Origin of the sequence: Ralstonia nicotianae, assembly GCF_018243235.1 — a bacterium.
In the GTDB taxonomy this organism is placed as follows: domain Bacteria; phylum Pseudomonadota; class Gammaproteobacteria; order Burkholderiales; family Burkholderiaceae; genus Ralstonia; species Ralstonia nicotianae.
The window spans coordinates 1067757-1080750 of record NZ_CP046674.1; the positions used below are offsets into that span (position 1 = coordinate 1067757).

Below are 12994 nucleotides of genomic sequence, written 5' to 3' on the forward strand. Positions count from 1 at the left end.
CGATGGACGCGCACACACCCGAACCCACCCGGCCGGACGCACCGATTCCGCCCGGGCGCGGCTGGGGTCGCCGGCTTCTGCGCTGGGCGGGCCTGCTGGTCGCCTTCGTGTTGCTGGCCGTGGCGGCGCTGTGCGGCTGGCTGGTGTGGGCGCTGCAATCGCCCACGGGGACGGACCAGCTGTGGTCGCTGGCCACCCGCTTCGGCTACGCCTATGTGTCCGGCAGGCTGGCCGGCGGCACGCTGAGCGACGGGCTGTCGCTGCGCGATCTGCATGTGCGGGCCGGCGGCACGGAAGTCCGCATCGACCATGTGGAGGGCCGCTGGGCGATCACGCGCGGGCCCTGGCATGCCCGCTTCGCCTACCTGAGCGCGGGCAACGTCGACGTGACCTTGCATCCGAGCGGGCCCACCCCGCCGAGCGGCCTTCCGGCGTCGCTGACCTTGCCGCTGGCGCTGGACGTGGACCGCCTGGCGGTGGACCGCCTCGCCATCCGCCAGGGCACGTCGACGACCGAGCTGAAAGCGCTGGCCGGCAGCCTGCACACCGATGGGTCGCACCACAACGTGCTGCTCGACAGTGTCGACACGCCGGCCGGCCGGCTGGCCGCCACGCTGCGCATGGCGGGCACGCGGCCGTATCCGCTGACCGGCGCGGCCACGCTCGCCGCGCAGTTCGAGGCGGGCGGGCAGCGGCGGGAGGCGTCGGTGTCGGCGCAGCTGTCGGGCTCGCTGGAGGCGCTGCGGATCGACGCGACCGGCACCGGCGCCGGCCTGACCGCGCAGGCGCGGATCGACGCCACGCCGTTCGGCGCGCTGCCGTTCACGCGGGCGGTGGTGTCGGCCGAGCAGGTCAACCCGCGCGCGTTCGCGCCCGGGGCGCCGGAGGCCGCGCTGTCGGTCCACGCCGATCTGCGGCCCGATGCGCAGGCCACGACGCTGACGGTGGCCGGCCCGGTGCAGATCGACAACGCGCAGGCCGGCCCGCTCGACCGGCAGCGGCTGCCGCTGCAGTCGCTGCGGGCGCAGGTGCGGCTGACCGAGGCGGCGCAGCAGCTGACCGGTCTCGACGTGCGCCTGCCGGGCGGCGCCCAGGTGACCGGCAGCGCCGACGTGCGGAACGGTCGCGGCACGCTGCGTGCCGAAGTGCGGCAGCTCGATCTGCAGGCGCTGCACGGCGCGCTGGAGAAGACGCGGCTGGCCGGCCCCGTCACGGTCGATTTCGAGGGCGGCACGCAGCACGTGAGGCTCGACCTGGCCGGCGGCGACATGCGCGCACAGGCCACGGCCGTGCTCGATGCCGCGCAGATCGCGGTGGACAGCGCGCAGCTCTCGCTCGGCCGCTCGCGCCTCTCGCTGTCCGGCACGCTCAAGCACGACGAGGCCCAGTCCTTCGCCTTCAAGGGCAACCTGGCCGAGTTCGATCCGTCGCGGCTGGCCAAGGTGGCCAGGGGCCGCATCAATGCGACGTTCGACACGCACGGCACGCTGGCCGAGCCGATCGACGCGGCCATCCGCTTCGCCGTGCGCGACAGCGAATACGCCGGCCTGCCGATGACCGGCGACGGCAATCTCCACCTGCGCGGCCCGCGCCTGCTGCCCAGCGATGCGCGGCTCGACGTGGCCGGCAACCGGGCGAGCCTGCGCGGCAGCTTCGGCGCGGCGGGCGACCGCATGCACGTCGATATCGACGCACCGCAGCTGGCGCGTCTGCGGCTGGGTGTCGGCGGTGCGCTGTCGCTGTCGGGCGATGTTTCCGGCACGCTCAAGCGCCCGCAGGTGGAGGCGACCTTCCGCGCTCAGCAGCTTGCCTACGGCGGCAACCGGATCGATGCCGCCAGCGGCCGCGCGCAGTTGCGCGATGGCCTCGACGGACCGCTGCAGTTCGAGCTGACCGCGCAGCGCGTGAGCGCGCCGAATGTGTTGCTGCGCGAGGTGCGCGCCACGCTCGATGGCACGCGCCGCGCCCACCGGTTCCGCGCCGACGCCGACGGCAGCGTGCGCAGCCAGCCCTTCACGTTCGCGCTGGCCGGCGACGGCGCGCTGACGCCGGGCAAGGATGGCGATGCATGGGCCGGCACGCTGTCCACGCTGTCGGCGCGGGGCGCGCCCGATCTGCAATTGACGGCGCCCGTGCGCGTCTCGGTGGCGCCGGGGCGCCTGGCCGTCGGGCGTGCGGACCTGACCCTGGACCAGACGCCGATCCGCATCGAGCGCGTCGAATCGGACCAGGGCCACCTGCGCAGCGCCGGCCGCGTCGACGGCCTCGCCATCGCGCGCGTACTGGAGCTGGTGCGCATCTGGACCGGCCAGGCGCCGCCGGTGCGCACCGACCTCGTCATCGACGGGCAGTGGGACCTCGATCTGGGCGGGACCGCTACCGGCACCGCGCGCATCGCCCGCCGCAGCGGCGATCTCAGCATCAACGCCGGGCGCGGCTTCACGCCGCTCGGGCTGACCGAGGCGGTAGTGGAGGCGCGCGGCGAGGGCATGCGGCTGGGCTTGCGCGGCGACGTGCAGTCCACCCGCGTCGGCCGCATCCACCTCGATGCCGGCATCGGCCTGGCGCGCGAGGCGGTGCCGGGGGCCCTGGCGCTGATGTCGCCGGCTTCGCCGCTGTCGGGCACGCTGACGGTGGACTTGCCGCGGCTCAAGGCGGTCGGCGACCTGCTCGGCCCCGACGTCGCGCTGGACGGCCGGCTGGCCGCCAACCTGACCTTTGCCGGCACGGTGGGCGCGCCCAAGGTGAGCGGCCTGCTGGACGGGCAGGGCATCGACGTGGCGCTGTACGACCAGGGCATCCGCCTGACCGATGGCACCGTGCACGTGGGGCTGGACCAGAACGTGGTCGACCTGAAGGAGGTGGTGTTCCACGGTGGCGACGGCACGCTGCGCGCCCAGGGCCGCGTGCAGTTGGGCGAGGCCAATCCCAACCTGGCCGGCACCCTGGTGGCCGACCGGCTGCAGCTGTTCGCCGACCCGGACCGCACGCTGGTGCTGTCGGGCCAGGCGCGCATCGCCAACGAAAGCGATCGCGTGGCGATCACCGGCAAGTTCCGCATCGACCGCGGCCTGTTCAATCTGCCCAAGGACGGCGCCCCGAGCCTCGGCGACGACGTGGTCATCGTGCGCCGCGCCGATGCGGCCCGCAACCGGGCCGAGCGCGGTACCTCGCGCGAGGAGAAGCCTGCCGGCCGCTTCAGCCCGGTGGTGGACGTGGATGTCGATTTCGGCGACCACTTCCGCTTCAAGGGCGCCGGCGCCGACCTTGCGCTGGGCGGCCAGATGCACGTGCACAGCGAGCCGCTGGTGCCGCTGCGCGGGACCGGTTCGATCTACGTGCGCCAGGGCAGCACATACGAAGCGTTCGGCCGCAAGCTGGCTATCGAGCAGGGCATCCTGAACTTCACCGGGCCGATCAACAATCCGTCGCTCAACATCCTGGCGATGCGGCGCAACCAGGAGGTCGAGGCCGGGGTGCAGGTGACCGGTACGGTGCGGCAGCCGCGCGTGAAACTGGTCTCCGAGCCCAGCGTGGCGGACGAGGACAAGCTGTCGTGGCTGATGTTCGGCTACAGCGCTTCTAACGCCGGGCTGGGCCAGCAGCAGGCCATGTCCGGCGCGGCGCTGGGGCTGCTGGGCAACGTGGCGGGCAAGAACGTGGCGCGGCGCTTCGGGCTGGATGAGTTTTCGATCGGTCCCAGCACGTCGGGCCTGACCGATCCGCAGGTGGTCAGCGTCGGCAAGGCAATCTCCGAGCGCATCGCGGTCGGCTACGAGCAGAGCCTGTCGACCGCCGATTCCATCGTCAAGCTCACCTGGCAGCTGTCGCGGCGCTGGTCGGTGGTGGCGCGCGGGGGTACGATCAACGGCGCGTCGATCCTGTTCAACAAGCGGTTTTGATCGGGCAACGCCGGGCTGCCGGAATGGCGGCGCATCATTCCGGATGCCTGTCCAACCTGCACCAACGCGAGAGGGTTACATGCGGCATCGTCAACTGGGAGTCACCATGGGCTTACTGGCATCGCTGCTCGGCCTGTTCGGCTGCGATCAGCAGAAGGTGGATCAGGCCGTCGATCGCGCGGGCGAGGCGGCCAAGCGCGCCTGGCAGTCGGCCAAGCCCGACAATCTGCTGTTCAAGGGCATTCAGGCAGGCCAATCGACCGAGGCCGACGTGCGCGCCACCGCCGGCCAGCCCGACATGATCTGGGAGAACGAAGACGGCACGCGCCAGCTGGAGTATCCGCGCGGGCCGGAGGGCACCTCCACGTGGCTGGTGACGATCGGGCCGGACGGCCGCGTGCGCGGCATCGACCAACTGCTGTCGGCTGACAATTTCGGCCGTGTGCGCCCAGGCCAGACGCGCGACGACGTCCGCCGCCTGCTCGGCAAGCCGACCAAGGTGGAAGCGTTCCGTCTGAAGCAGGAAGAGGTGTGGGGCTACCGCTGGATGGAAAGCCCGACCGAGCGGGCCTTCTTCAACGTGCATTTCGGGCCGGACGGCCGCGTCACCACGACATCGCGCAGCGACAACCGCCTGAACGGCGGCTGATCGCTGCGGCGGGCAGGGCGTGTCTTAACGGACGCGCATGCCGGGCACGGCGCCCGCATGCGGCTCAAGGATGTACAGGCCCGGCTGGGCCTTTTCGTCGGCGGCCGAGGCGGCCAGCACCATGCCCTCCGACATGCCGAACTTCATCTTGCGCGGCGCCAGGTTGGCCACCATCACCGTCAGCTTGCCGACCAGGTCTTCCGGCGCATAGGCCGACTGGATGCCGGAGAAGACGTTGCGCGTCTTGCCTTCGCCCACGTCCAGCGTCAGCTGCAGCAGCTTGTTGGAGCCCTCCACGCGCTGGCAGGCGACGATCTTGGCCACGCGCAGGTCGATCTTGGCGAAATCGTCGATGGCGATGGTCTCGGCCATCGGTTCGACGGCAGGCGTGCCGTTGGCGGCCGGGACCGCATCCACCGTGGCCTGCAGCGACTGGCGGTTGGCCTCCAGCAGTGCATCGACCTGCTTCTTGTCCACGCGCGTCATCAGGTGCGAATACGGCTGGATCGGTCGCGCCGACGACAGCTGCGCGTCGATCGCGCGCCAGTTCAGCGGCTCGATGTTCAGGAACGCCTCGATGCGAGCGACCGTGCTCGGCAGGATCGGCTTGAGATAGACCGCCAGCAGGCGGAAGGCTTCCAGCGCCACCGAGCACGCGGCATGCAGCTTGTCGCGCTGGGCTTCGTCCTTGGCCAGGTCCCACGGCTTCTCGGTGTCGACGTAGGCGTTCACGGCGTCGGCCAGCTCCATCACTGTGCGCAGGGCCTTGCTGTATTCGCGCTTCTCATACAGGTCGGCGATCTGCGGCGCGGCTTCGCGCAGTTGGACCATCAGCGGGTTGGCCAGCGCGGCATCGTTCACGCGGCCCTCGAAGCGCTTGACCAGGAAACCCGCCGAGCGGCTGGCGATGTTGACGAACTTGCCGACCAGGTCGCTGTTCACGCGTGCGATGAAGTCGTCCAGGTTCAGGTCCAGGTCTTCCATCGTGGCGTTGAGCTTGGCGGCGAAGTAGTAGCGTAGCCATTCCGGGTTCAGGCCCGTGTCGATATAGCTCTGCGCGGTGATGAAGGTGCCGCGCGACTTGCTCATCTTGGCGCCGTCCACCGTCAGGAAGCCGTGCGCGAACACGTTGGTGGGCGTGCGGTGGCCCGAGAACTGCAGCATCGCCGGCCAGAACAGCGTGTGGAAGTACAGGATGTCCTTGCCGATGAAGTGGTACTGCTCGGCGGTCGAGTGCGTGGACACCCACGCATCGAAGTCGAGTCCCAGCTTGCCGCACAGGTTCTTGAAGCTGGCGTAGTAACCGACCGGCGCATCCAGCCACACGTAGAAATACTTGCCCGGCGCGCCCGGGATCTCGAAGCCGAAGTACGGCGCATCGCGCGAAATGTCCCAGTCCGACAGCGTCGATTCGCCTTCGTCACCCAGCCATTCGCGCATCTTGTTGGTGGCTTCGGGCTGGGCCAGGTCGCCCACCCAATCGCGCAGGAAGGTCTCGCAGCGCGGGTCGGACAGCTTGAAGAAGTAGTGTTCGGAAGACTTGCGCACCGGCGTGGCGCCCGACACCACCGAATACGGGTTCTTCAGGTCGGTCGGCTGGTAGGTCGCGCCGCACACCTCGCAGGAATCGCCGTACTGGTCCTTGGCGCCGCACTTCGGGCACTCGCCCTTGATGAAGCGGTCCGGCAGGAACATTTCCTTGACCGGGTCATAGAACTGCTCGACCTCGCGCACGTCGATCAGGCCCGCCTCCTTGAGCTTGAGATAGACGCGCTCGCACAGCTCGCGGTTCTCGTCGGAGTCGGTGCTGTAGTAGTTGTCGAACGAGACCAGGAAGTTGTCGAAGTCGCGCTTGTGCTCCGTCCAGACGCGCTCGATCAGCTGGCGCGGGGTGATGCCTTCCTTTTCGGCGCGCAGCATGACGGGTGTGCCATGCGTGTCGTCGGCGCCCACGTAGTAGGTTTCGTGGCCGCGCATGCGCTGGAAGCGCACCCAGATGTCGGTCTGGATGTACTCGACCATGTGGCCGATGTGGATCGGCCCGTTGGCATAGGGCAGGGCGGATGTGACGAGGATGCGACGTTCGGACATGGGACGGACCAGGAAAGTGCGGGCAGGGGCCACGAGGCGGGCGGCGCGCCGGGAAACGCATATTCTAGCGCGGTGCCCGGCAGGGGCGGGCTGCGCACGGCCGGCCGGCGGCCGACGGGAAACGCGGGGCCCGCGGCACGCTGCAGCAGCGTGATCCAAAAAAAAGCGCCGGCAAGTGCCGGCGCAGCTTTCCACAACGGAAAAGGAGGAGAAATCAGGCGCCGCCCGGGAGGTCAGCCACGCATCGCGAGCCAGCAACGTGTGGCAAGCGGCACCCGTTCTCTATGACCGGGTCATCCTTGAATTGGTTTCAAATAAATTTCGACGCGGCGATTTTGTGCGCGGCCGGCCTCGGTGGCGTTGTCCCCGACCGGCTGCGTTTGGCCGCGGCCCTCGGCCGACATGCGGTTGCGGGCCACGCCGCGGTCGGTCAGGTAGCTGGCCACGCTCTGGGCCCGGCGCTGCGACAGGCTCATGTTGTAGTTCGGGTTGCCGGTGCTGTCGGTGTGGCCGACCACGTTGGCGGCCAGTTCAGGATGCTGGCTCAGGGTTTCCGCCACGCTGTCCAGCGGGCCGCGGAAAGACGGCTTGATCACGGCGCTGTCGGTATCGAACGAGACCTGGCTCGGGATGTTCAGCTTGAGCGAGCCGTCCGGCTGCTCGGAGATTTGCGTGCCGGTGCCGGCCGTGTCGCCGGTCAGCTTGGACTTGATCGCGTTCCAGTTGTAGCCGACGGCCGCGCCGCCGGCCGCGCCCAGCGCGCCGCCGATGGCCGCGCCCTTGCTGTTGCCGACCAGCGCGCCGATGCCGGCACCCACGGCGGCGCCCACGCCTGTGCCCGCCAGGGTCTGATTCTGCTGTTCGGTGGCACAGCCGGCGGCCAGCAGCGCGACCAGCGAGACGGAAATAAGCTTGGCTTTCATGAATTCTCCTTGTGCTAACGGGATCGGTTGTCGTTGTTTGCCGATATCCGGCGCGGACAAGGGATACGGGGGAATCAAACGGAAGCCGCGCCGGCAAAATACAATAGCAAAACAGTACATAGAGTGGCCAGGGCGCCGCAAAGTTCATGCGTCGCAACCGTTGGGCCGTCCCTCATTCGCATTAAAATTCTTGCTGGAGTGCAACTTGAGCCTGACCGTCGAACAGATCACCGAAGCCCTGCGCGGCGTGGTGGACCCCAATACCGGGCGCGACCTGGTGTCCTCCAAGTCGGTGCGCAACGTCCGGGTCGACGGCGGCGACGTGTCGCTGGATGTCGAGCTCGGGTACCCGGCCAGGAGCCAGTTCGAGCCGATCCGCAAGCTGGTGATCGGCGCGCTGCGCCAGGTCGGCGGCGTCGCCAATGTCAGCGTGCAGGTGTCGATGAAGATCGTCGCGCATGCGGTGCAGCGCGGCGTGCACCTGCTGCCGAACGTGAAGAACATCATCGCGGTGGCCTCGGGCAAGGGCGGCGTGGGCAAGTCGACCACGGCCGTGAACCTGGCGCTGGCGCTGGCCGCCGAAGGGGCGAGCGTGGGCATGCTCGATGCCGACATCTACGGCCCCAGCCAGCCGATGATGCTGGGCATCCAGGGGCAGCCGGAATCCACCGATGGCAAGACCATGGAGCCGATGGAAGGCCATGGCATCCAGGCCAACTCGATCGGCTTCCTGATCGAGCAGGACAACCCGATGGTGTGGCGCGGCCCGATGGTCACCTCCGCGCTGGAGCAGTTGCTCAAGCAGACCAACTGGCGCGACCTGGATTACCTCATCGTCGACATGCCGCCGGGCACGGGCGACATCCAGCTCACGCTGTCGCAGAAGGTGCCCGTGACGGGCGCGGTGATCGTCACCACGCCGCAGGACATCGCGCTGATCGACGCCAAGAAGGGGCTGAAGATGTTCGAGAAGGTGGGCATCCCCATCATCGGCGTGGTGGAGAACATGGCGGTCTACTGCTGCCCGAACTGCGGCCACACCGAGCACATCTTCGGCGCGGGCGGCGGCGAGAAGATGTGCGCGCAGTACGGCGTGCCCTTCCTCGGCAGCCTGCCGCTGAACCTGTCGATCCGCGAGCAGGCGGATGCGGGCCGGCCGACCGTGGTGGCCGATCCAGAGGGTGCCATCGCCGACATCTACAGGGCGATCGCGCGGCGCGTTGCCATCACCGTCGCCGAGAAGGCGAAGGACATGACCAGCAAGTTCCCGTCGATCGTGGTGCAGAACACCTGAGGCCCATCGTGGATACGCCCGCCGAGCCGCTGCCGACCGAACACCCGTCCGTGCGCGTGGCGGTGGTGCTGTGCCGCCGGCCGACGGGCAACCGCTGGCAGCCGTTCCAGTGGCGGCTGGAGGCGGTGGTGCCCGACCTGGGCGAGTTCGGCGCGGTGCCGCGCTGCCTGGACCGCACCGATGCGGCCGAGCGCTGGCTCACGCCCGGCTTCGGCGTCACGCTGTTCCACGACGAGGCCGAGGGCTACTATCTGAACGCGACCGCCGCCGCGCCGTGCTGGTTCGTGCTGTGGCGCATGGGCGAGCCGGACACGGCGGAGGCAGGCCGGGCCGTTCCGCACACGGTGTCGCTCAGCTATAACGAGGCCGGCCGCTGGCTCGACGGCGGCGAGACGGTGGAGAACGTGCCGCTGGACGCCGCGTCGCTCGCGTGGCTGCGGGCCTACGTGGAGCAGAACTACCGGCCGGAGCCGAAGAAGCGGCGGCGGCCGGAGTCGTTCCTGTCGCCGGAAGACCGCGCGAAATATTGAGAGACCGAGGCGGGAGCCGCCATGAGCGAGTCGTCCTTCCTGTTCCGCTGGTCGCGCCGCAAGGCCGCCGACCGGCGCGGCGAGCCGGAACCCGAACCGGCGCCGCCGGCCGATGTGCCGGCTGCCGGTGTGGTCGCGCCCGAGCCCGCGCCGGCTGCCGAGCCGGTCCCCGAGGCCCCGCCGCCCACGCTTGAAGATGCCGCCAAGCTGACCCCCGCCGACGATTTCGCGCCCTTCGTCGCACGTGGCGTGGACGAGGCCGTCAAGCGCGCCGCGCTCAAGAAGCTGTTTGCCGATCCGCGCTTCAACGTGATGGACGGGCTCGATACCTATATCGACGACTATTCGCAGCCCGACCCGATTCCGCCCGCGATGCTGCGGGAACTGCGGCAGGCGGCGGAACTGCGTCTGTTCGAGACGCTCGACGAGGCGGGTGCGGAACCGGCGGCATCCGAAGCGGGAAGCGCGCCCGAGGCGCCGGCCGCCACGGCGGACGAGGCGCCCGTCCAGCCGGCGCCGCCACCGGCCGCGTCGGATGCATCCGCCCAGGCAACCCCGCATAGCGACGGCAAACCGTCCTCCGTAGAATAGAGGCGAGGACCGCGCGGCCATGACCGCGCGGCCGTGTGTGTCCCCACAGCCCGCGCAGCCGGCGCGGGCACCCATGCGCAACCTCCATGCCCACGCTGGTCTGCAGTTGCAATCACACGATGCCGCTCGACGCCGACGCGGTGAGCGACGGGCTGCGCGCGTCCGGTGCGCCCATCGATGCGCCGGGCCAGACGCATCACCTGCTGTGCCGCCGCGAGATCGGCGCCTTCTCCCGGGCCCTGGACGGCGCCGAGGATGTGATCGTCGCCTGTACGCAGGAGGCTGCGTTGTTCACCGAGGTGGCCGCCCGGCATGGCGGCGTGACGGCGCCGATCCATTTCGTCAACGTGCGCGAGACGGGCGGATGGTCGGCGGGGGCGCGGCGGGATGCGCGCGGCTTCCACGCCAAGGCCGCGGCGTTGCTGGCGGTGGCCGGCCTGCCGGCGCCGGATCCGGTGCCCGTGGTCGATTACCGTTCCGACGGCAGCCTGCTGATCGTCGGCCCGGCCGAGCGCGCGCTGCCCTGGGCCGAGCGCCTGGCCGACCAGTTGAGCGTGACCGTGCTGGCGACCGGCCGCGATCGCGGCGCCGGCCCGCTGTCGCCGCCCATGGCGCGCCGCTGGCCGATCCAGGCGGGCGAGCGGGTGCAGGTGAGCGGCTGGCTCGGTGCCTTCGACGTGCAGTGGCAAAGCCGCAACCCGATCGACCTGGACCGCTGCACGCGCTGCAACGCTTGCATCGATGCCTGCCCGGAAGACGCCATCGACACGCTCTACCAGATCGACCTGGAGGCCTGTCGCGACCACCGCGATTGCGTCAGGGCATGCGGCGAGGCGATGGCCATCGACTTCGGGCGGCTCGATGCGCCGCAGACCGCCTCCGGCCGGTTCGACCTGATCCTGGACCTGAACGACGCGCCGGCCTTCGCGCAGCACCAGCCGCCGCAGGGCTACTTCCATGCCGGCGCGAACGCCGGCCGCCAGCTCACCGCATCGCTGGCGCTGCTCCAGCTGGTGGGCGAGTTCGAGAAGCCCCGGTTTTTCCAGTACAAGGCCTCGATCTGCGCGCACGGCCGCAATGGCCGGGTCGGCTGCGATGCCTGCGTGCGGGTCTGCTCGGCCGTGGCGATCGCGTCGCAGTGGCAGGATGGGCGCGGCAGCGTGCACGTCACACCCAATCTGTGCGTCGGCTGCGGTGCGTGCACGACGGCGTGCCCGACCGGCGCGCTGACCTATGCCTACCCGAGCGCGCCGTACCAGGGGCGCAAGCTGAAGACGCTGCTGTCGACCCATGCGGCGGCGGGCGGGCACGACGCGGTGGTTCTGCTGCACAACGGCGGTCGCGGCCGCGCGCTGATCGAGCAGCTCGGCCGCGCCGCGCGGACCGGCAAGGCGCAGGGCGTGCCGGTCAACGTGCTGCCGGTCGAGGTGTTCCACGCGGCGTCGACGGGGCTCGATCTGTGGCTGTCGGCGCTGGCCTATGGGGCGGCACGCATCGCCATTCTGCTGACCGAGGACGATGCGCCGCAGTATCGCGCCATGCTCGCCGAACAGGCGGCGGTGGCCCGGGCCGTGCTGGCTGGGCTGGGCGAGCCGGCCGACGCGGCCGGCGTGGTGCTGATCGATGCGCCGGATGCCGGCGCGCTCGATGCCCGTCTCAATGCCGTCGAAGTGTGCGGCCCCGTGCAGGGCTTCCGGGCCGACATGCCGCCCGCCACGTTTGCCGTGGCCGCCGCCAAGCGCGAGACGCTTGAGTTCGCGCTCGATCACCTGGCGCGCCACGCCGGGGCGGTCGACGCCGTGATTCCGCTGCCGGCCGGCGCGCCGTTCGGCGCCATCGAGGTGGACCGCGCGCGCTGCACGCTGTGCATGGCCTGCGTGAGCGCCTGCCCGTCGCAGGCGCTGCGCGATGCGGCCGAGCGGCCGGTGCTGTCGATGATCGAGCGCAACTGCGTCCAGTGCGGCCTGTGCGATACCACCTGCCCCGAAGACGCCATCGCGCTGGTGCCGCGGCTGAACCTGTCGGCTGACGCACGCCAGCCGGTCGTGCTCAATGAGACCCAGCCGTTCCATTGCATCCGCTGCGGCAAGCCGTTCGGCACGGCGCAGATGGTCGCCGCCATGATGGCCCGGCTCGGCGCCCATCCGGCCTTTGCCGGCGCGGCGGGCGAGCGCCTGAAGATGTGCGGCGACTGCCGCGTGATCGACATGCTGGAGCGGGGCGAGCAGCCCGGCGCCACGCACTGAACCCGCCGCCCCGAGCCCATGACCGACGCTCAGCCCCTGCAGTTCCAGCTTGCCGCCACGCCCGCCGACAGCGCGGAGGATCTCGCCCGCGCCGACCTGTACGGCCTGCTGGCGACGCTGCTGTATCGCGCGCCGGATGCCGGCTTGCTGCAGCGCATCGCCGCCGCGCCGCTGGACCCGGCCGACGCAGCCGCCGCCGATCCCGCCGACGCGGAAGGTGCCGCGGGCAGCGCCCTGACGCAGGCCTGGCGCCGCCTGGTCGCCCGCGCCGGCCAGACCACCGCCGCGCAGGCCGACGATGAATACACCGAGCTGTTCATCGGCGTCGGCAAGCCGGAGGTGTTCCTGTACGGCTCGTACTACCAGGCCGGCTTCCTCAACGAGAAGCCGCTGGTGGTGCTGCGCGACGACCTGCGCCGCTACGGCCTGGAACGCGCCGAGGGCATCACCGAGACCGAAGACCACCTCGCCACGCTGTGCGAGGTGATGCGCTACCTGATCGCCGGGGAGGATGCCGCCGTGGCTCACGTGGCGGAGCAGCGCACATTCTTCCAGCGCCACCTGGCGCCGTGGGCCGAGTCTGCCTGCGATGCCGTGCTGCAGCATCCGCGCGCCGCGTTCTATGCCGGGGTGGCGGGGCTGGCGAAGGCGTTTTTTGAAGTCGAGCGGCTCGCCCTCGAGCTGGCGTGACGGATCGCGGCAGGGGTGCCTGAGAACGCCGCCGCAGCCGGCGAAGAGCGAAGCCCCGCCAGCCTCCCGGCGGAATGG

Annotated in this window: 9 protein-coding genes; 7 read left to right on the forward strand and 2 right to left on the reverse strand. The window is 70.3% G+C overall.

What is annotated here, in order from left to right; all coding sequences use genetic code 11:
• The first annotated feature begins 2 nt into the window (after positions 1-2).
• Together GO999_RS05015 and bamE are read left to right on the forward strand one after the other, a co-directional pair.
• The gene (locus tag GO999_RS05015; protein WP_211906618.1) at positions 3-3902 is read left to right on the forward strand and encodes a translocation/assembly module TamB domain-containing protein; all 3900 of its coding nucleotides are present in this window, start codon (positions 3-5) and stop codon (positions 3900-3902) included.
• Positions 3903-4008: 106 nt separating this feature from the next.
• Positions 4009-4551, forward strand: coding sequence for an outer membrane protein assembly factor BamE domain-containing protein (bamE, locus tag GO999_RS05020; protein WP_016725189.1), 543 nt, complete (start codon positions 4009-4011; stop codon positions 4549-4551).
• Positions 4552-4575: 24 nt separating this feature from the next.
• Here the strand turns inward: bamE and metG are convergent, their stop codons facing one another.
• Positions 4576-6642 (reverse strand): methionine--tRNA ligase, encoded by a 2067-nt coding sequence (metG, locus tag GO999_RS05025; RefSeq protein ID WP_011002304.1) that lies wholly within the window; start codon positions 6640-6642, stop codon positions 4576-4578.
• Positions 6643-6935: 293 nt separating this feature from the next.
• On the reverse strand, positions 6936-7565 hold the full coding sequence (locus GO999_RS05030; protein ID WP_011002303.1) for a YiaD family glycine zipper/OmpA-like lipoprotein: 630 nt from the start codon (positions 7563-7565) through the stop codon (positions 6936-6938).
• 205 nt (positions 7566-7770) lie between these two features.
• On the opposite strand from GO999_RS05030, the gene apbC reads away from it, so the two are divergent.
• From apbC to GO999_RS05055, 5 genes are all read left to right on the forward strand, one after another.
• Positions 7771-8859: an iron-sulfur cluster carrier protein ApbC gene (apbC, locus tag GO999_RS05035; protein ID WP_020371982.1), complete on the forward strand. Its 1089-nt coding sequence runs from the start codon at positions 7771-7773 to the stop codon at positions 8857-8859.
• A gap of 8 nt (positions 8860-8867) precedes the next feature.
• On the forward strand, positions 8868-9389 hold the full coding sequence (locus GO999_RS05040; protein WP_011002301.1) for a DUF3305 domain-containing protein: 522 nt from the start codon (positions 8868-8870) through the stop codon (positions 9387-9389).
• A 21-nt stretch (positions 9390-9410) separates the two neighbouring features.
• Positions 9411-9980, forward strand: a complete 570-nt coding sequence (locus GO999_RS05045; RefSeq protein WP_071507074.1) for a DUF3306 domain-containing protein — start codon at positions 9411-9413, stop codon at positions 9978-9980.
• An 86-nt stretch (positions 9981-10066) separates the two neighbouring features.
• Positions 10067-12226, forward strand: a complete 2160-nt coding sequence (locus tag GO999_RS05050) for a 4Fe-4S binding protein (protein WP_165591209.1) — start codon at positions 10067-10069, stop codon at positions 12224-12226.
• A gap of 18 nt (positions 12227-12244) precedes the next feature.
• On the forward strand, positions 12245-12916 hold the full coding sequence (locus tag GO999_RS05055; protein ID WP_211906619.1) for a TorD/DmsD family molecular chaperone: 672 nt from the start codon (positions 12245-12247) through the stop codon (positions 12914-12916).
• The last annotated feature ends 78 nt before the right edge of the window (positions 12917-12994 follow it).

Coding starts and splice junctions, on each gene's coding strand:
- GO999_RS05015 (WP_211906618.1), top strand. CDS start 3: ATGGACGCGCACACACCCGAACCCACCCGGCCGGACGCACCGATTCCG.
- bamE (WP_016725189.1), top strand. CDS start 4,009: ATGGGCTTACTGGCATCGCTGCTCGGCCTGTTCGGCTGCGATCAGCAG.
- metG (WP_011002304.1), bottom strand. CDS start 6,642: ATGTCCGAACGTCGCATCCTCGTCACATCCGCCCTGCCCTATGCCAAC.
- GO999_RS05030 (WP_011002303.1), bottom strand. CDS start 7,565: ATGAAAGCCAAGCTTATTTCCGTCTCGCTGGTCGCGCTGCTGGCCGCC.
- GO999_RS05045 (WP_071507074.1), top strand. CDS start 9,411: ATGAGCGAGTCGTCCTTCCTGTTCCGCTGGTCGCGCCGCAAGGCCGCC.
- GO999_RS05050 (WP_165591209.1), top strand. CDS start 10,067: ATGCCCACGCTGGTCTGCAGTTGCAATCACACGATGCCGCTCGACGCC.
- GO999_RS05055 (WP_211906619.1), top strand. CDS start 12,245: ATGACCGACGCTCAGCCCCTGCAGTTCCAGCTTGCCGCCACGCCCGCC.